Genomic DNA, 17,250 nt, shown 5'->3' on the forward strand with positions numbered 1-17,250 from the left:
TCCGACAGGAAATACCAGTTAGATACCGAGAAGTAGTCAGTTGCTCACGCAAGGATCAGCGGATGACAGACAAGAAAAAAGCCGGCTTACGCCGGCTTCTTCTGTTTGACCAGAACGCTCACTCGTCCATGACGGCCGAGGTGTAGACCTCTTGCACATCATCGAGGCTTTCCAGCGCATCGATCAGCTTCTGCATCTTCACGGCATCTTCGCCGCTCAGCTCGGTTTCCACATTGGCCTTCATGGTCACTTCGCCCATCTCGGCCTTGAAGCCGGCCTTTTCCAGCGCTTCCTTGATATTGACGAATTCATAGGGCGGGGTGATCACTTCGATCGCGCCATCCTCGTGCGTCAGAACATCGTCGGCACCCGCTTCCAACGCGGCTTCCATCAGCGCATCCTCACTGGTGCCCGGCGCAAAGATCAGATAGCCGCAATGCTTGAACTGGAAGGCCACGCAGCCATCGGTGCCCATATTGCCGCCGTACTTATTGAAGGCATGGCGTACATCGGCCACGGTACGGGTCTTGTTATCGGTCATGCAATCGACCATCACCGCCGCACCACCAATGCCATAGCCTTCGTAGCGGGTTTCGATATAGTCGACGCCTTCTAGATTGCCGGCGCCACGATCGATCGCGCGCTGGATATTGTCCTTGGGCATATTGGCGCCCAATGCCTTGTCCACCGCCAGGCGCAGACGTGGGTTGGTGGCCGGGTCCGGGTCACCCAGTTTGGCTGCAACGGTGATTTCCTTGATCAGCCGCGTAAACAGCTGCCCCCGCTTGGCGTCCTGACGACCCTTGCGGTGTTGAATATTCGCCCACTTGGAATGGCCGGCCATGGTGTAAACCTCTTGCAGAACAAGTCACGGGAAGGCGCGGATTTTAGCACAGCCCCAAGAGCAAGGATTTGCCGGCCCATGCACACTGGCCTACACTCGTTTGGCATATTTTCCCAACCAGGAGTCCTCCCCATGGCCCGCATCACCCTGATCACCGCCCTGTTGCTCACCTTCGGCGCCGCCCACGCTGCCGATATGCCGGCCAAGGAAGCCACCAAGCAACAGAACAAGATGGTGGAATGCAATAAGGCCGCCGCCGACAAGAAGGGCGATGAGCGCAAAGCCTTTATGAGCGAATGCCTGAAGAAGAAACCGCAAACCCAGCAGGACAAGATGAAGAGCTGTAATGCCGACGCGGGCAACAAGGCGCTCAAGGGTGATGAGCGCAAGAAGTTCATGAGCGAGTGCCTGAAGAAGTAAGCACCCGCACATTGCACTGTAACGGCCTGCCTAGCAGGCCGTTTTGCATTGCCGGCTAGCCGCGCGGGTGATGCTGGCTATGCAGCGCCTGCAAACGTGCCTGCGCGACATGGGTATAGATCTGGGTAGTCGTGATGTCGGTATGCCCGAGCAAGAGCTGCACCACACGCAGATCAGCACCGTGATTAACCAGATGGGTGGCAAAAGCATGGCGCAGCACATGCGGGCTGAGCCGCGTACTGGCAATACCGGCTTGCGCGGCATAGCGTTTGACGATAAACCAGAAGCCCTGGCGGGTCAGTGGCTCGCCGCGGGGGTTGAGAAAGGTGATGGCATGCGCGCGCCCGCCAAGCAGCACGGCACGGCCGCCTTGTAGATAGGCGTCCAGCGCCTGGCGCGCCAGCTCACCCATCGGCACGATGCGCGTCTTGCCACCCTTACCCTGCTCGATACGTATTGCCCCGGCCTGCAGGTCCAGGGCGGCCAGCGGCAGAGCAACCAGCTCGGACACGCGCAGGCCAGTCGCATACATGAGCTCCAGCATGGCCCGGTCGCGCAGGCCCAGCGCGGTATCGGACGCGGGCGCGCCCAGCAAGGCCTCGACCTCGGCCTCGCTGAGTGTCTTCGGCAGCGGGCGCACCAGACGTGGCCCGTCCAGCTCGGCGGTAGGGTCGAGCGCAATCTGCGCCTCCTCCAGCCAGTAGCGGTAGTAACGGCGCAAAGCCGACAGCAAGCGCGCACGCGAGGCAGCGTTCTTACCCCGTTGCAGCACAGGCAGTTCGCGCCGCTGACTGAGGCTCAAGCCCGCATTCGCTTCGTACAGCCTAGCCTGCTCGGCCAGGAAGTCGCGCAGCTGCTCCGCCGTAGCCTGCAAGCTATCCAAGCCCTGCTGATGCAGCCACTCCACCCACTGAACAAGATCGCGCCGGTAGTTGCTAGCGGTATGCGTGCTCCACCCGTCCGCCAGCCAGGCGGCATCGATAAAGCTGTCGACACGCGCCAGGGCCAGTTGCATCGCATCGCTCGTCTGTTCGCTCATTCCGTCCTCACTTGCCCTGTGCATGATGGCGCCAGGCCGCAGCCCCGCCAAGCACGGGCAAGAAAAAACGCGAGGCCTTGCGGCACTCGCGTTGATTGACCCATGAATGGTCGAATTACTCTGCGGCAGCAGCCACGGCCTTGCGAGCCGGCAGCTTTTCCTTGATACGTGCGGACTTGCCCGAACGATCGCGCAGGTAGTACAGCTTGGCGCGGCGAACATCACCACGACGCTTCACTTCCACCGAGGCCACCAGCGGGGAGTAGGTCTGGAACGTACGTTCCACGCCTTCGCCCGAGGAGATCTTGCGCACGATGAAGGAGCTGTTCAGGCCGCGATTGCGCTTGGCAATCACCACGCCTTCATAAGCCTGCAGACGCTCGCGGTTACCTTCCTTCACCTTGACCTGAACGATCACGGTGTCGCCAGGGGCGAATTCAGGCAGGGTCTTGCCCAGACGGGCGATTTCTTCTTGTTCCAGCTTTGCGATGAGGTTCATCGTAATACTCCGGTTGTGAAGCCTGTTCCTTCTCCGGCATCACCCATTCAGCGGCTGCGCAAGCCGATCCCGCTTCTGCGATGCTCGCCGTACCTAAGTACGGCTGCGCTTCTCGAAACGGCCTCGGCCTGCTCGCTCGCTGACTGTACGATGCCTCTCTACGTGTTGTCTGGCTGGTGTTCAGCCTGGAACTCACGGAGAAGCCGAGCTTCCTCTTTTGTCAGCTGACGCTGAGCCAGCAACTCGGGCCGACGTAACCACGTCCGCCCCAGCGCCTGCTTCAGACGCCAGCGCCTGATATGGGCATGATTACCGGACATCAAGACATCCGGCACCGCCATGCCGCGGTATTCCTCAGGACGGGTGTAATGCGGGCAATCCAGCAAACCGTCCACGAAACTATCTTCCTGCGCCGACGCGGCATCGTTGAGCACGCCGGGCAGGTGGCGCACGATGCTGTCGATCAGCACCATGGCCGGCAACTCGCCGCCCGAAAGCACGTAGTCACCAATGGAAATCTCTTCATCGACCTGGCGCGCAATCACGCGCTCGTCGATGCCTTCATAGCGCCCAGCCAGGATGATCAGGCCAGGTTCCTGCAGCAAGCGCATCACGCTGGCATGCGTGAGTGGCGCACCTTGCGGCGACATATAGATGACGCGCGAACGCGCCACCCCATCTGCCCGCTGCGCAGTCCGTGCAGCCTCGATCGCCATTTCGAGCGGCTCGGGCAACATCACCATGCCAGGACCGCCGCCATAGGGGCGATCATCCACACGGCGATAGTTATCGCTGACGTAATCGCGCGGGTTCCAGCAGCGCAGACCAAAAATATTCTGGTCGCGCGCCCGCTGGGTCACGCCATGCGCGGTCAGCGCATCGAACATGCCAGGGAAGATGGTGACGAGGTCGAAACGCACCTTAGTAATCCAGGCCCCAATCGGCCTGAATCACACCCGTCGCCTGGTCCACCGCGGCAATGATCGCCCCGACGAAGGGAATCAGCCGCTCGGTCTCGCCATCCTGGACGACCAGCACATCATTCGCGCCCGTGCTGAGCAGCTTCTGCACCTTGCCCAGCTTTTCGCCCTGCAAGTTGACCACCTCCAGACCGATCAGATCGGCCCAGTAGTACTCACCTTCGGCAGCGGGGGGCATTTCGCTACGCGGCACAGCAACCGTCATGCCCTTCAGCGCGGCGGCGACGTCACGGTCGCTCACCCCTTCCAGTTGGGCATTCAGATTCTTCGGCTGCACGCTGCTATCGACGACCTTGTAGGCGCGCCATTGGCCATTACGGCCCAGCCACCAGATCGGGTAGTCGAACAAACTCTCCGCGAACTCAGTATCGGCAACAACCTTTACCCAGCCACGAATACCAAACGCACCTGCGACAAAACCCATCGGCACCAGATCATCTGGCACAGCGATGGGTTGTTGCTTCGCCGGCTTCATGTCGGCGCCAGTCACCTGCGACAATTAAGCCGGCAGGTTCTTGACCAGCTTCTTGACGCTGTCAGCCATCTGGGCGCCTTGAGCGATCCAGTGGTTCAGACGATCAGCGGCAATACGCACACCCTCTTCGCCATCCTTGGCGACCGGGTTGTAGAAGCCAATGCGCTCGATAAAGCGGCCGTCGCGGCGGCAACGCTTGTCAGCCACGATCACATTGAAGAACGGGCGATTCTTGGCGCCACCACGGGCAAGACGGATCACAACCATTTGTGTTTCCTAAATTCGGTTAGGCGGAAAAAGCCGCGGATTGTACACGCCAAGCACGGCATTTCGCAAGAACATCTTTCAACTCAAGTGATTACATGCCGGGCAGCATGCCTTTCATGCCCTTCATCATCTTGAACATATTCTTGCCGGAGAACTGCTTCATCATCTTTTGCATCTGCTCGAACTGGGCCAGCAAGCGATTCACCTCCTGCACCGACACCCCCGAACCCGCAGCAATACGCCGCTTGCGACTGGCCTTGAGCAGCTCCGGCTTACGGCGCTCTTCCATGGTCATCGAATTGATGATGCCTTCCACGCGGCGCATCGCCTTATCGGCATCCGGCCCCTGCATGGCAGCACCGAACTGGCCCATGCCCGGCAATTTGTCGATCAAGCCGGCCATGCCGCCCATCTTTTTCATTTGCTGAATCTGCGCCTTGAAGTCTTCCAGATCGAAGCCCTTACCGGTCTTCATCTTCTTGGCCAGCTTCTGCGCCTCCTCCACATCGACAGTCTGCTGTACCTGCTCGATCAGTGAAAGCACATCACCCATGCCCAGAATGCGCGAAGCCATACGCTCGGGATGGAAGGGCTCTAGGCCGGTGACCTTTTCGCCCACACCGACGAACTTGATCGGTTTACCGGTTACCTGACGCACCGACAGCGCCGCACCACCGCGCGCATCACCATCCAGCTTGGTCAGAATCACCCCCGTCAGCGGCAGGGTCTCGCTGAAGGCCTTGGCGGTATTGACGGCATCCTGACCCTGCATGGCATCGACCACAAACAGGGTTTCCACCGGATTGAGCGCCGCATGCAGCGCCTTGATCTCGGCCATCATGGCCTCATCGATGGCAAGACGACCGGCCGTATCGACGATCAACACATCGAAGAAGTGCCGCTTGGCATGATCAAGGGCCGCCCGGGCAATATCGACCGGCGCCTGCTTGGGATCGGAAGGGAACCACTCCACGCCCACCTGGCTGGCCAGCAACTTCAGCTGTTCGATAGCTGCCGGGCGGTAAACGTCGGCAGACACCACCAGCACTTTCTTCTTCGATTCTTCTTTCAGGCGCTTGGCCAGCTTACCGGTAGTGGTGGTCTTACCCGCCCCCTGCAAACCCGCCATCAGCACGATGGCCGGCGGCACGGCCGCCAGGTTCAGTGCGTCGTTATGCGCACCCATCAGCTTCTTCAGCTCATCGTGCACTACGCCGATCACCGCCTGACCCGGCGACAGGCTACCCATCACTTCCTCGCCAACTGCGCGCGCCTTCACATCCGCAATAAAGGACTTCACCACCGGCAGCGCAACATCAGCCTCCAGCAGCGCCATGCGCACCTCGCGCATCGCTTCGGCAATATTGTCTTCCGTCAGGCGCGCATGGCCGCGCAGCGTCTTGACGACAGAGGAGAGGCGATTCTGCAGACTATCGAACATGGAACGATTCTCAATCGGCGCCGCCCGGGCAGCGCTCTGTTAAACTCGAACGCGTGAGTTTACCCGAGTTAAGCGCTTGAATCCCTTTACCGCCATCACCGCCAACAGCTACGCCCTCATCATCTGGCTTGCCTATCTGGCTCTGAGCAGTTGGATCATGATCACGCGTCGCTCGGCTAGCCTCACCATGACGCCACAGCGACTGCGTACAGAACATGCTTTGCTGGGCGCCTTGCTGCTGGCGCACGCGCCACTGGCCTTTGCCCCCATTGCGATGACGCCCGCGCATTTCGGCGCCCGCGAGGCCTTGAGCTTGCTAACTTGGCTAGCCGTACTCATCTACTGGACCGCCGCCTACCTGATCAGACTGGAAGGCCTGCAGGCCATCCTGCTGCCCGTCGCCACCCTGAGCTTGGGCGCCGCCCTGCTGCTTCCCACCGGCCACGCCACCCCCTGGCTAGCCAAGCCACTGATGCAGGTGCATTTCGCGATTGCCATGCTGTCCTATGGTTTCTTCGCCGTTGCTGCCGGCCTAGCCACACTGATGCGCCTGGCTGACCGAGCGCTACATCACCCAGGACGTAGCTTGCTGCAACAACTCCCCCCCTTGCTCGCACTGGAAAAACTCTTGTTTTCCACACTATCGCTGGGCCTAGCTTTATTGACGGCCACACTGACCACTGGCGCCATATTTGCCGAGGAATTATTCGGCCGCGCGCTGAGCTTCAATCACAAAACGATTTTCTCCTTAGCCGCCTGGCTGGTTTTTGCCACCCTACTTTGGGGCCGCCATGCGCGTGGCTGGCGCGGACGCACCGCCATCAACTGGACCCTAGCCGGCTTTGGTTTACTGCTATTGGCCTATATCGGCAGCCGTTTTGTATTGGATGGCCTAGTCAATAACTAAAGCCACCGCACAGTCAATCAAGCAAAAAATTTAAGCATTTGCTCTAGCTCGCAAATGTGGCTACAGCCAAGATGGGATAAGGCTTTGCGCCTTTACAGACCAACTTGACAAAGGCATTATTTCTGTCAGCCTTCAATATCTACGTCTCATCCCGCATGGCACCAAAAGTGCCCTGCTGCCCAACCTAGGAAGCTCAACCATGGCGCAAGCATCCACACCGCTCTCCGGCATCGCACGCGCATTGGTACAGCAAGGCCACCTTCAGGAAGCGGATGCCGAGGCCATTCACACCCAGAGCCTCGCAGCCAATAGTCATTTCGTCCAAGCACTTATCGCCAGCAAGAAAATCAGCGCCAGTAAAGTTGCTGAATTCGCCGCGGCAACCTTTGGCTACCCGCTGGTGGACCTAGCCCAATTGGACTCCGCCTATATTCCCACAGGCGTACTTGATCCAAAGTTGATGCAAACGCGTCGCATTGCCCCTTTATTTAAACGCGGCACCAAGCTTTTTGTCGCCATCTCCGACCCAACCAATCTTAAGGCACTGGAAGATGCCAAATTCCAGACCGGCGCAATGATCGAGCCGATTGTGGTCGAGGACAATAAACTTGGCCAGTTGATTGAAAAGTTAATCGAAGCGAGCGGCGCCAATCTAAAAGATCTAGTCATTGATCAAGATGAACTGGAAATGGCAGGCGGCGACGAGCCTAGCGCAGAACCTGACGCAGGCACCATGGAGGTTGATGACGCACCTGTCGTTAAATATATTCAGAAAATCCTACTGGATGCGATTAACAGCGGCGCATCCGACATTCACTTCGAACCCTATGAGAAGTTCTACCGCATCCGTTATCGAATTGACGGCGTCCTGCGGGAAATAGCACAACCACCATTGGCGATCAAAGAAAAAATCGCTTCGCGCATCAAGGTGATCTCGAAGTTGGACATTTCCGAAAAGCGCATCCCGCAGGATGGACGGATGAAGCTCGTTCTGTCCAAAAGCCGCGCTATCGACTTCCGCGTCTCCACGTTGCCAACTTTATTTGGCGAGAAGATATGTATGCGGATTCTTGACCCAACATCCGCAACACTGGGTATTGACGCACTAGGCTATGAGCCCGATCAAAAGGCCGCGCTACTCGAAGCGGTGCATCGCCCGTACGGGATGGTTCTCGTTACTGGACCAACAGGCTCGGGCAAAACCGTGTCGCTGTATACCTGCCTGAACATCCTTAATGAGCCCGGCATTAATATTTCGACCGCGGAAGATCCAGCCGAAATCAATTTACCCGGCATCAATCAGGTCAATGTGAATGATAAGGCGGGCCTGACTTTCGCGGCGGCATTGAAATCTTTCCTGCGCCAAGATCCCGACATCATTATGGTAGGTGAAATTCGCGATCTTGAAACGGCCGACATATCGATCAAAGCCGCTCAAACTGGCCATATGGTGTTCTCGACGCTACACACCAATGATGCACCAGCAACGCTGTCGCGCATGCTCAATATGGGTATTGCCCCCTTCAATATTGCCTCATCAGTGATCTTGATCACTGGTCAAAGACTCGCCCGCAAACTTTGCTCTGCATGCAAGAAGCCGATTGAGATTCCACCCGAAGCACTCATCCGCGCAGGATTCAGCCCGGAAGATCTTGATGGAAGCTGGCAGCCTTACGGTCCTGTAGGCTGCGATGCATGCAAAGGCACCGGGTATAAAGGTCGCGTAGGTATTTACCAAGTGATGCCCATTTCGGAAGAAATGCAGCGCATTATTATGCGACAAGGAACATCCATCGATATCGCCGACCAAGCGCGTCGCGAAGGGGTCCGCGACTTGCGGCAATCCGGCTTACTTAAAGTTAAGCAAGGCATGACTTCACTTACCGAAGTCGAAGCCGTTACTAACGAATAAAAGAATTAATAATTAGGAGCACGCTCATGGCGGCCGAGAAAAAAACAAAGGTTAAAGAATACACCTTCTCATGGGAAGGCAAGGACAAGACAGGAAAAACCCTCAGGGGTGAGATGCGCGCAGGCAGTGACACCGTGGTGCGCACTAACTTACGCCGCCAAGGCATAAACGTCAGCAAAATAAAGAAGAAATCCAGCTCCGGCGGGAAAAGAATAACCGAAAAGGATATTACATTCTTCACTCGCCAGATGGCTGTCATGATGAAGTCCGGTGTGCCGCTGCTGCAGGCCTTTGACATTGTGGCAAAGGGACATGCCAACCCCAACGTATCTCGACTGCTTTTTGAAATCAAGAATGATGTTGAAACTGGCTCAAGCTTGACACAAGCCTTTCGCAAACATCCCCTGTACTTCGATCAACTGTTCTGCAATCTAATTCAAGCGGGAGAGCAGGCCGGTATTCTAGACGCACTCCTAGATCGCTTAGCAACCTATAAAGAGAAAATTTTAGCCATCAAGGGCAAGATCAAATCGGCACTCTTTTATCCAATGGCAATCATTGTTGCAGCGGTGGTCATTATTGCCGTCATCATGATTTTTGTTATCCCTGCATTCAAAGACCTATTCGCAGGTTTTGGCGCTGATTTACCACTGCCAACCCAAATCGTGATTAGCATGTCTGAAATCTTCGTTAACTACTGGTGGGGGATTTTTGGCACCATTGGCTTGAGTATTTATGGATTCATTGAACTGAAAAAACGCTCCCGCGGCTTCCAGCATTGGATGGATCGCACTGCGCTGAAGGTGCCCGTATTTGGCGAGATTATTCGCAAAGCCACCATCGCCCGATGGACACGTACCATGTCCACCATGTTCGCGGCTGGCGTACCGTTAGTGGAGGCACTGGACTCAGTAGGTGGCGCTTCGGGCAATATCATTTACGCCGACGCCACCAAGCGTATCCAGAACGAAGTCAGCACCGGCACCAGCCTGACCGTATCGATGCAGAACAGTGAGGTATTCCCTCCCATGGTGCTTCAGATGGTCGCCATTGGCGAAGAGTCAGGTGCGCTAGATGCCATGCTGGGCAAGATTGCCGACTTCTTCGAGCAGGAAGTGGATGAAGCGGTGGATGCAATGACCAGCCTGATGGAGCCCATCATCATGATGGTGCTCGGCCCCATCATCGGCGGCATCATCATTGCCATGTATCTGCCCATCTTCAAGATGGGTGCGGCGGTGGGCGGTTAGACCTTGGCAGACCTTTGGTTCGCGCTGTCCACTCAGCCAGCTTTCTTTGTTGCAACGGTCTTCTTGCTTGGCCTCTTGGTGGGCAGCTTTCTGAATGTCGTTATCCATCGTCTACCGCGAATGATGGAGACGGCCTTCCGTTCAGAATGTGCGCTCCTCGATCAGGAAGAACCGCCGGTCATCACTAGCCCACGGTACAACCTAGTTACGCCACGCTCTTGCTGCCCGGGTTGCAACGCGCCGATTGCCGGTTATGACAACATCCCCCTGCTGTCCTGGCTGGTTTTGGGGGGTAAATGCCGGCATTGCAAGACGGCCATATCGATACGCTACCCTAGCGTGGAGCTGATCACCGCAGCGCTGTCCGCGGGCCTTGCCTTGCATTTCGGCTGGGGCTGGATTGCCGCCGGTAGCATTGTGTTTTGCTGGTTCCTAGTGGCCTTGTTCTGGATCGACGTAGATACCTATCTGCTACCGGACGATCTGACCCTGCCTCTGCTCTGGCTGGGCCTGCTGTTCAATCTGTACGGCGGCTTGGTCAGTCTGCCGCATGCCGTCATAGGGGCCGTGGCGGGCTACCTAAGCCTGTGGTCAGTCTATTGGTTATTCAAGCTGCTAACTGGCAAGGAGGGCATGGGTTACGGCGACTTCAAGCTGCTCGCCGCCATTGGCGCCTGGTTGGGTTGGCAAAGCCTACCCATCGTCATCCTGCTCTCTTCTTTGGTCGGTGCCGTGCTTGGTATAGCACTCACTCTGTTAGCCAAGCGCGGCTGGAGCAAGCCCCTGCCCTTCGGCCCTTATCTGGCATTGGCGGCGCTGATTGCCCTGGTCTGGGGTGAGCAGCTGCAGCAGATGATTTGGCGTATTTGACGCGTGCGCATTATTGGTCTTACCGGCGGCATAGGCTCGGGCAAGAGCACAGTAGCCGAAGCCTTCGTCGCCTTGGGCGCAGCTCTGGTCGACACCGACCAGATTGCACATGCCCTCAGCCAAGCCGGGCAAGCGGGGGCGAAAGCTGTCGCTCAGTTATTCGGGGATGATTACCTCAACGACGCAGGCAGCATTGACCGCGCCAAGCTGCGCAAGCGCATCTTCACCGACGCGGCCGCCAAACAACGCCTCGAGTCTGCACTCCACCCCCTGATATACGCGGAAGCCATCCGCCAGCTCGCCGCACTCCCAGACTCGGTGCCCTATGCGCTGCTGGCCGTTCCCCTGCTATTCGAGACAGGCAGCTACGCCGGGATCATCGATCAAAGCCTGTTGGTCGACTGCCCCGAGGAGCTGCAAATCCGCCGCGTGATGGCCCGTAGCCAACTTAGCCGCGACGAGGTGCTCGCCATCATGCATCAGCAGCTACCCCGCGCCGCTAAGCTCGCACTGGCCGACGAGGTCATCCTGAATGATGCCGACCTCGACAGCCTACTAGAGAAAGTGAAGGAATTACACAAGAAGTACACGCAAGCTCATGAATCAGAACAAGATTCAGCTTAATCATTTGTCAAAGCGGCGTGAATCTTGCACAATCGGGCCCAAACACCGTCAAAGCAGCCGGCCCGGCCACCGTGATCAGTTACGAATTCCCCGTCAATGAACGAATCCGCACCCTGCTAAGGCTGGAGGATTTGTACAATCGCGCCGCGTTTTTCTCAGGGCGCGAGCATGCGCTTGAGCATCACGCGGCCTTGCTCTGTCTGTTTGAGATCATGGAAGTGGCGGGGCGGGCTGATCTGAAATCCGATCTGTTGCAGGAGCTTGAGCGCCAGCGCCAGACGCTGGAAGCACTGCGTGATAATCCGCAGATTTCCGAAGAAGCACTCGACATGGTGCTGGCCGACATCGAGCACACCCACACCCGCTTGCTAGAACCGACCGGCAAGTTTGCCCAGCACCTGCGAGAGAACGAATGGCTGATGGCCATCAAGCAGCGCTCCGGCATTCCGGGCGGCGTTTGTCAGTTCGATCTACCTTCTTACCACTACTGGCAGCAACAAGCCGTAGGCGAGCGCCAGCACGCCATCAATGGCTGGCTGAACCCCATGTTGCCAATCAAGGATGGCATCGACATTGTGCTGCGCATTCTGCGCAATAGCGCCAAGGTCTTTCCGCTCCTAGCGCGTAACGGCGCATTCCAGCAGATGTCTGGCGGCAAGACTGTGCAGCTGCTCAAGGTGAGTGTGGATGAGAATCTGCCCTATGTGCCCGAGCTATCCGCCAATAAATACGCGATCAATGTTCGCTTCGTCTCCCCGGTTGCCAATTCGGATCGCCCACGTCAATGCGAGCATGATGTGGAATTCACGCTCGCCTTCTGCAATCTGTAAGCCCGCTTTATGACCACCCCGATAGCACGCCAAGTTGCCTGCCCCAGCTGCGGCAAGCTCAGCCCATGGTCTAGCGACAATCCATGGCGCCCCTTCTGCTCGGAACGCTGCAAGCAGATCGATCTCGGCGCCTGGGCCACCGAGCGCTACAGCATCCCCGGCGATACACCTCCGGCAGCGGATGACGACCGCCAGTAGCGACATCGCCAGGCCATCAAAAATCCTTCATCTAGCAGTCACCTCAGCGCAATCATGAGGCTCTAACTTCATCCCGAGATTCTTGGGATAGGAGTAATGAGCACATGCTACTGACTGAACACCAAGCCGCCAGCGCCCAGCGTCCTCGCCTGTCGGTATCGCTAGCCACACAGGCCAGCGATATCGTTGCTGCCCAGACCCTGCGCTATCGGGTATTCGCCGAGGAAATGGGTGCACGCCTGAATACACGCACGCCGGGACTGGACGTCGATCTGTTTGACGCACATTGCGAGCATCTGATCGTGCGCGACGAAGACAGCCAAGAAGTCGTCGGCACCTATCGCATCCTTCCGCCCGCCCAGGCACGCGCACTGGGCAGCTACTACTCGGATACCGAGTTCGACCTGACACGCCTCCAGCATCTGCGCAGCAGCATGGTGGAAATCGGTCGCTCCTGCGTGCATCCCAGCTATCGCAATGGCGCCACCATCGCCCTGCTCTGGTCCGGCCTGGCGGACTATATGGCCAAGCACGGCTACGAGTATCTGGCAGGCTGCGCAAGCATCAGCATGGCCGATGGCGGGCATATGGCCGCCAGTGTCTACCGCCAGCTGCAACAAAAGGCACTCTCTCCGGTCGAGTGGCGCGTCTTCCCGCGTTGCCCGCTACCACTGGATGCGCTCGACGCCAACACGGCAGTCGAAGTGCCGCCACTAATCCGCGCCTACCTACGCGCCGGCGCCTATGTATGTGGCGACCCAGCCTGGGACCCAGACTTCAATACCGCGGATGTCTTTGTGCTGATGCCGCTTAGCCGCATCAACCGCCGCTTCACACGCCAGCCGCTCAAGCAGGATTAACACACCAAGCCTTTCAGAGGTTTTCATCGCATCGGGTGGCACGCGTACGCCGGCACGGCTACACTGGCGGCCGCTCACTATGAAAACCTCTCTTCCCCTACGCAGCTGGCGCTGCGCACGCCTGATCCTGCACTTCCTGCTTGGCCTGTTTGAGGTCGGTCTCCTCTTCCCTCTGCGCAGCAGCAAGGTGCGCGAGGCGGCAATCCAGCGTTGGTCGCGCCGCCTGTGCACCATACTGGCGATTCATATCCAGACGCATGGCGCAGCGCCCACACATCGCCCGCATAACACGCTACTGGTAGCCAATCATGTGTCCTGGCTGGACATCTTTGTACTGAATAGCGTTTTCCCTGCCCGCTTTGTTGCCAAGGCGGAAGTACGTCACTGGCCGCTGATAGGCTGGTTATGCGCGCAGACGGGCACGCTGTTCATCACCCGAGAGCGTAGACATGACACCCGCAGGGTGAATAAGCAGATTGCCCATGCACTGCAAGACGGGGACTGCATTGCGGTCTTCCCCGAGGGTGGCACCAGCGATGGGATGAGCACACGGGCATTCAATGCCTCCCTGTTGCAACCCGCCGTCGAATCGCATGCCCATATTCAAGCCGTCGCCATCAACTACTACGACCAGCATGGCGCGCGCAGCCTGGCGGCCGCCTATATCGACGACATGAGCTTGTGGACTTCGCTTACCCGTCTCATGGCCGAACCTAGCCTGCAGGTACGCTTGGACTATTTTCCTCGACTGGCTGCAGCGACCTCGAGTCGGCGCGAGCTGGCCATGCAGGCCGAGCAATGGATAGCGGCACGTGTCGCATTGGACGCACCTAGTACTGCGCAGGCGGACGCGGGGCAGCCGGCACCTGAAACAACTGCCCGTCATCCAGACGCAGCGCACTAAGCGACCCACCCCAGATACAGCCCGTATCCAGCGCAATCACATCCTCGCGTATCAGCAGGCCTAGCGCCGACCAATGCCCACATAAGACGGTATGTCCCGCTCGAACGGTGCAAGGCAGATCAAACCATGCACGCAGTGAGGCTGGCGCGTCGGCAAGTTCACCTTTGAAACCGAGCTCCAGTCGCCCATCCGCGCTCAGCATGCGCATGCGGGTACAGGTGTTCACCACCACGCGCAAACGATCCATGCCCTGCAATCCATCATCCCAATAGTCAGGCTGATTGCCATACATTGCCGCCAGAAAATGGGGGCCCTGCTCGCTATTGAGCACGGCGCTTACTTCGGCAGACAACGCGAGCGCCTGCTGGGCAGACCAGCCGGGCATCAGGCCAGCATGTACCATCAAGTAGCGTCCAACAGCCTGCACCAGAGGCTGCGCACGTAACCAGGCGAGTAGCAGGTCCGCATCATGCGCGGTCAGGATAGCCTCCAGCGTATCGCCGCGCCTTTGCTTGGCCAGACCTACGCTCACGGCCAGCAAATGCAGATCGTGATTACCCAGTACCACCTGAATGTGCTCGCGCTGCTCATAGGCCCAACGCAATACCTGCAGAGACCCAGGACCACGATTGACCAGATCCCCCACCAGATACAGACGATCCCGACCTGGCGCAAAGTCTATCTTGGTCAACAAAGCGCTCAATTCGGCAAAACAGCCCTGCACATCGCCAATCACATAACTTGCCATCTAAGCCCCCAAGCACCCAGCCCGCTTACTTGGCCGAATACAGATATAAAAAAAGCCAACCCTAAGGTTGGCTTTCTTCAAAACCGACGATTACTCGCCAGCTTCAACCGCAACTGCTTCATCCGGGCGGTCAACCAGTTCAACCAGCGCCATCGGGGCGTTGTCGTTCTGGCGGAAGCCGTACTTCAGAATACGCAGGTAACCACCATTGCGATTCTTATAGCGCGGGCCCAGTACATCGAACAGCTTGAGGGTCAGCTCGCGATCACGAGTGCGGTCGAAGGCCAGGCGCAGGTTTGCGACCGAACGTTCTTGCTTACCCAGGGTGATCAGCGGCTCGGCTACACGGCGCAGTTCTTTAGCCTTCGGCAGCGTGGTCTTGATGACCTCGTGCTTCAGGAGCGCGTTAGCCAGGTTACGCAGCATCGCCAGACGATGACTCGTCGTGCGATTCAGTTTGCGATTACTTTGACGGTGACGCATGAGTCTCTATCCTTTGTCATTCCAGCCTGGATTACGGCTTTTCCAGACCGACCGGCGGCCAGTTTTCCAGCTTCATACCGAGCGTCAGACCCTTGGATGCCAGCACTTCCTTGATTTCATTCAAGGACTTGCGGCCCAGGTTCGGGGTCTTCAGCAGTTCGGTCTCAGTGCGCTGGATCAGGTCACCGATGTAGTAAATGTTCTCAGCCTTCAGACAGTTGGCCGAACGAACGGTCAGTTCCAGATCATCCACCGGACGCAGCAGAATCGGGTCAACCTGAGGTGCACGCGGCGCCTCCGGCTCAACTTCCGTGCTCTTCAGGTCGGCGAAGACAGCGAGCTGCTCAACCAGAACGCGAGCCGCGTAGCGGACCGCCTCTTCCGGATCGATCGCACCATTCGTTTCGATGTCGATCACCAGCTTGTCCAGATCGGTGCGCTGCTCGACGCGAGCGCTTTCGACGGCGTAGCTGACGCGACGGATAGGGCTGAACGAAGCATCCAGCAGGATGGAGCCGATATTACGACCCTCTTCCTTATCCACGCGCACTACGGCCGGTTGATAACCACGACCCTTCTCAACCTTGATCTCCATGGCCAGCTTACCGCCCGAAGACAGATTGGCGATCACGTGGTTGGGGTTAACGATCTCGACGTCGTGCGGGACTTCGATATCGCTAGCCTTGACCAGGCCTTCGCCATCTTTCTTCAGGGTCAGCAGTGCTTCACCACGGCCGTGCAGCTTGAGCACCACACCCTTGAGGTTCAACAGAATGTCAACGACATCCTCCTGAACACCGTCAAGTGCCGAGTACTCATGCAACACGCCTTCGATCTTCACCTCTGTCGGGGCATAGCCCGGCATGGACGACAACAGGATACGGCGCAATGCATTGCCAAGCGTATGGCCGTAACCACGCTCAAACGGCTCCATCACGACACGCGCCTGAGTAGACGACGATGCCTGCACATCAATGATGCGCGGTTTCAGCAAGTCATTCGCGTTGCTTTGCATAAACAATCAATCCCTTTATCGAAACGAGCTGCAGTCCGAATTAACGGTACGGCGATTACTTCGAGTAGAACTCGACGACGAGTTGCTCGTTGATGTCGCTGGAGAGGTCGCTGCGTTCCGGAGAGGCCTTGTACACGCCTTCCATCTTCTTGCCATCGACACTGACCCAGCTCGGGAAACCGATTTGTTCAGCCAGCGCCAGGGCTTCCTGGATGCGGACTTGCTTCTTCGACTTCTCACGTACCGACACCACATCGCCAGCCTTGACCTGGTAGGAAGCGATGTTCACAACCTTGCCATTCACGGTGATCGACTTGTGGCTGACCAGCTGACGCGCTTCGGAGCGGGTCGAGCCATAGCCCATGCGGTACACCACATTGTCGAGGCGAGCTTCGAGGATCTTGAGCAGATTCTCGCCGGTCGAACCCTTGCGACGTGCGGCTTCTTCAAAGTAACGACGGAACTGACGTTCCAGAACGCCGTAAATACGACGAATCTTTTGCTTTTCGCGCAGTTGAACGCCAAAGCCGGACAGACGGGGCTGCTTAGCACCGTGCTGGCCTGGCTTGCTGTCCAACTTGCACTTGGTATCGAGTGCACGACGCGCGCTCTTCAGGAACAGATCTGTTCCTTCGCGACGCGACAGTTTGCATTTCGGTCCGATATAACGTGCCATCTCGGGTC

21 protein-coding genes are annotated in these 17,250 nt (G+C 57.8%); 10 read left to right on the top strand and 11 right to left on the bottom strand.

What is annotated here, in order from left to right; translation table 11 throughout:
* Positions 1-118: 118 nt before the first annotated feature.
* Complete coding sequence (locus BT173_RS08880; RefSeq protein WP_072428292.1) at positions 119-844, bottom strand: YebC/PmpR family DNA-binding transcriptional regulator; 726 nt, start codon at positions 842-844, stop codon at positions 119-121.
* A gap of 132 nt (positions 845-976) precedes the next feature.
* On the opposite strand from BT173_RS08880, the gene BT173_RS08885 reads away from it, so the two are divergent.
* Entirely contained in the window at positions 977-1,264 is a 288-nt protein-coding gene (locus BT173_RS08885) for a PsiF family protein (protein ID WP_072428293.1), read from the top strand.
* 55 nt (positions 1,265-1,319) lie between these two features.
* On the opposite strand, the gene xerD is transcribed toward BT173_RS08885, so the two are convergent.
* From xerD to ffh, 6 genes are all read right to left on the bottom strand, one after another.
* Positions 1,320-2,303 carry a site-specific tyrosine recombinase XerD gene (gene xerD / locus BT173_RS08890; protein ID WP_084658368.1) on the bottom strand — a complete coding sequence of 328 codons (984 nt, stop codon included), beginning with the start codon at positions 2,301-2,303 and terminating at the stop codon, positions 1,320-1,322.
* A gap of 115 nt (positions 2,304-2,418) precedes the next feature.
* Entirely contained in the window at positions 2,419-2,802 is a 384-nt protein-coding gene (rplS, locus tag BT173_RS08895; RefSeq protein WP_072428294.1) for a 50S ribosomal protein L19, read from the bottom strand.
* A gap of 158 nt (positions 2,803-2,960) precedes the next feature.
* Positions 2,961-3,722: a tRNA (guanosine(37)-N1)-methyltransferase TrmD gene (gene trmD, locus BT173_RS08900; RefSeq protein ID WP_072428295.1), complete on the bottom strand. Its 762-nt coding sequence runs from the start codon at positions 3,720-3,722 to the stop codon at positions 2,961-2,963.
* Position 3,723: 1 nt separating this feature from the next.
* The gene (gene rimM, locus BT173_RS08905; protein WP_072428423.1) at positions 3,724-4,257 is read right to left on the bottom strand and encodes a ribosome maturation factor RimM; all 534 of its coding nucleotides are present in this window, start codon (positions 4,255-4,257) and stop codon (positions 3,724-3,726) included.
* Positions 4,258-4,281: 24 nt separating this feature from the next.
* The gene (gene rpsP / locus BT173_RS08910; protein WP_072428296.1) at positions 4,282-4,524 is read right to left on the bottom strand and encodes a 30S ribosomal protein S16; all 243 of its coding nucleotides are present in this window, start codon (positions 4,522-4,524) and stop codon (positions 4,282-4,284) included.
* Positions 4,525-4,615: 91 nt separating this feature from the next.
* Positions 4,616-5,965 (bottom strand): signal recognition particle protein, encoded by a 1,350-nt coding sequence (gene ffh / locus BT173_RS08915; RefSeq protein ID WP_072428297.1) that lies wholly within the window; start codon positions 5,963-5,965, stop codon positions 4,616-4,618.
* Positions 5,966-6,041: 76 nt separating this feature from the next.
* On the opposite strand from ffh, the gene BT173_RS08920 reads away from it, so the two are divergent.
* From BT173_RS08920 to BT173_RS08960, 9 genes are all read left to right on the top strand, one after another.
* A complete protein-coding gene (locus tag BT173_RS08920; protein ID WP_072428298.1) occupies positions 6,042-6,872 on the top strand; it encodes a cytochrome C assembly family protein in 831 nt (276 codons plus the stop codon).
* Positions 6,873-7,071: 199 nt separating this feature from the next.
* Positions 7,072-8,784, top strand: coding sequence for a type IV-A pilus assembly ATPase PilB (pilB, locus tag BT173_RS08925; protein ID WP_072428299.1), 1,713 nt, complete (start codon positions 7,072-7,074; stop codon positions 8,782-8,784).
* Positions 8,785-8,810: 26 nt separating this feature from the next.
* Positions 8,811-10,034 carry a type II secretion system F family protein gene (locus BT173_RS08930; RefSeq protein ID WP_072428300.1) on the top strand — a complete coding sequence of 408 codons (1,224 nt, stop codon included), beginning with the start codon at positions 8,811-8,813 and terminating at the stop codon, positions 10,032-10,034.
* Between the two features lie 75 nt (positions 10,035-10,109).
* The gene (locus BT173_RS08935) at positions 10,110-10,904 is read left to right on the top strand and encodes a prepilin peptidase (RefSeq protein WP_308417572.1); all 795 of its coding nucleotides are present in this window, start codon (positions 10,110-10,112) and stop codon (positions 10,902-10,904) included.
* Between the two features lie 3 nt (positions 10,905-10,907).
* On the top strand, positions 10,908-11,528 hold the full coding sequence (gene coaE / locus BT173_RS08940) for a dephospho-CoA kinase (protein ID WP_084658370.1): 621 nt from the start codon (positions 10,908-10,910) through the stop codon (positions 11,526-11,528).
* Positions 11,529-11,545: 17 nt separating this feature from the next.
* On the top strand, positions 11,546-12,358 hold the full coding sequence (gene zapD, locus BT173_RS08945; RefSeq protein WP_308417568.1) for a cell division protein ZapD: 813 nt from the start codon (positions 11,546-11,548) through the stop codon (positions 12,356-12,358).
* A 9-nt stretch (positions 12,359-12,367) separates the two neighbouring features.
* Positions 12,368-12,556, top strand: coding sequence for a DNA gyrase inhibitor YacG (locus BT173_RS08950; protein WP_072428302.1), 189 nt, complete (start codon positions 12,368-12,370; stop codon positions 12,554-12,556).
* Between the two features lie 104 nt (positions 12,557-12,660).
* Positions 12,661-13,416 carry a GNAT family N-acetyltransferase gene (locus tag BT173_RS08955; protein ID WP_072428303.1) on the top strand — a complete coding sequence of 252 codons (756 nt, stop codon included), beginning with the start codon at positions 12,661-12,663 and terminating at the stop codon, positions 13,414-13,416.
* A gap of 79 nt (positions 13,417-13,495) precedes the next feature.
* Positions 13,496-14,320 (top strand): lysophospholipid acyltransferase family protein, encoded by an 825-nt coding sequence (locus BT173_RS08960; protein WP_072428304.1) that lies wholly within the window; start codon positions 13,496-13,498, stop codon positions 14,318-14,320.
* On the opposite strand, the gene BT173_RS08965 is transcribed toward BT173_RS08960, so the two are convergent.
* The 4 genes from BT173_RS08965 to rpsD all read right to left on the bottom strand — a co-directional run bounded on the left by BT173_RS08965 (position 14,247) and on the right by rpsD (position 17,242).
* Positions 14,247-15,068 (bottom strand): symmetrical bis(5'-nucleosyl)-tetraphosphatase, encoded by an 822-nt coding sequence (locus tag BT173_RS08965; RefSeq protein ID WP_072428305.1) that lies wholly within the window; start codon positions 15,066-15,068, stop codon positions 14,247-14,249. The two genes, BT173_RS08960 and BT173_RS08965, sit on opposite strands and share 74 nt — an antisense overlap.
* A gap of 90 nt (positions 15,069-15,158) precedes the next feature.
* A complete protein-coding gene (gene rplQ / locus BT173_RS08970; RefSeq protein ID WP_072428306.1) occupies positions 15,159-15,551 on the bottom strand; it encodes a 50S ribosomal protein L17 in 393 nt (130 codons plus the stop codon).
* A gap of 31 nt (positions 15,552-15,582) precedes the next feature.
* The gene (locus BT173_RS08975; RefSeq protein WP_072428307.1) at positions 15,583-16,566 is read right to left on the bottom strand and encodes a DNA-directed RNA polymerase subunit alpha; all 984 of its coding nucleotides are present in this window, start codon (positions 16,564-16,566) and stop codon (positions 15,583-15,585) included.
* A 55-nt stretch (positions 16,567-16,621) separates the two neighbouring features.
* Positions 16,622-17,242: a 30S ribosomal protein S4 gene (gene rpsD, locus BT173_RS08980; RefSeq protein WP_072428308.1), complete on the bottom strand. Its 621-nt coding sequence runs from the start codon at positions 17,240-17,242 to the stop codon at positions 16,622-16,624.
* Positions 17,243-17,250: the final 8 nt, after the last annotated feature.

This window comes from Chitinimonas taiwanensis DSM 18899 (assembly GCF_900119825.1).
GTDB classification, from domain to species: Bacteria; Pseudomonadota; Gammaproteobacteria; order Burkholderiales; family Chitinimonadaceae; genus Chitinimonas; species Chitinimonas taiwanensis.

What these genes read in the sequence shown, in the direction of transcription:
- BT173_RS08880 (WP_072428292.1), bottom strand. Translation starts at nt 844, where the DNA reads ATGGCCGGCCATTCCAAGTGGGCGAATATTCAACACCGCAAGGGTCGT.
- BT173_RS08885 (WP_072428293.1), top strand. Translation starts at nt 977, where the DNA reads ATGGCCCGCATCACCCTGATCACCGCCCTGTTGCTCACCTTCGGCGCC.
- xerD (WP_084658368.1), bottom strand. Translation starts at nt 2,303, where the DNA reads ATGAGCGAACAGACGAGCGATGCGATGCAACTGGCCCTGGCGCGTGTC.
- rplS (WP_072428294.1), bottom strand. Translation starts at nt 2,802, where the DNA reads ATGAACCTCATCGCAAAGCTGGAACAAGAAGAAATCGCCCGTCTGGGC.
- rimM (WP_072428423.1), bottom strand. Translation starts at nt 4,257, where the DNA reads ATGAAGCCGGCGAAGCAACAACCCATCGCTGTGCCAGATGATCTGGTG.
- rpsP (WP_072428296.1), bottom strand. Translation starts at nt 4,524, where the DNA reads ATGGTTGTGATCCGTCTTGCCCGTGGTGGCGCCAAGAATCGCCCGTTC.
- ffh (WP_072428297.1), bottom strand. Translation starts at nt 5,965, where the DNA reads ATGTTCGATAGTCTGCAGAATCGCCTCTCCTCTGTCGTCAAGACGCTG.
- pilB (WP_072428299.1), top strand. Translation starts at nt 7,072, where the DNA reads ATGGCGCAAGCATCCACACCGCTCTCCGGCATCGCACGCGCATTGGTA.
- BT173_RS08930 (WP_072428300.1), top strand. Translation starts at nt 8,811, where the DNA reads ATGGCGGCCGAGAAAAAAACAAAGGTTAAAGAATACACCTTCTCATGG.
- BT173_RS08950 (WP_072428302.1), top strand. Translation starts at nt 12,368, where the DNA reads ATGACCACCCCGATAGCACGCCAAGTTGCCTGCCCCAGCTGCGGCAAG.
- BT173_RS08955 (WP_072428303.1), top strand. Translation starts at nt 12,661, where the DNA reads ATGCTACTGACTGAACACCAAGCCGCCAGCGCCCAGCGTCCTCGCCTG.
- BT173_RS08960 (WP_072428304.1), top strand. Translation starts at nt 13,496, where the DNA reads ATGAAAACCTCTCTTCCCCTACGCAGCTGGCGCTGCGCACGCCTGATC.
- BT173_RS08965 (WP_072428305.1), bottom strand. Translation starts at nt 15,068, where the DNA reads ATGGCAAGTTATGTGATTGGCGATGTGCAGGGCTGTTTTGCCGAATTG.
- rplQ (WP_072428306.1), bottom strand. Translation starts at nt 15,551, where the DNA reads ATGCGTCACCGTCAAAGTAATCGCAAACTGAATCGCACGACGAGTCAT.
- BT173_RS08975 (WP_072428307.1), bottom strand. Translation starts at nt 16,566, where the DNA reads ATGCAAAGCAACGCGAATGACTTGCTGAAACCGCGCATCATTGATGTG.
- rpsD (WP_072428308.1), bottom strand. Translation starts at nt 17,242, where the DNA reads ATGGCACGTTATATCGGACCGAAATGCAAACTGTCGCGTCGCGAAGGA.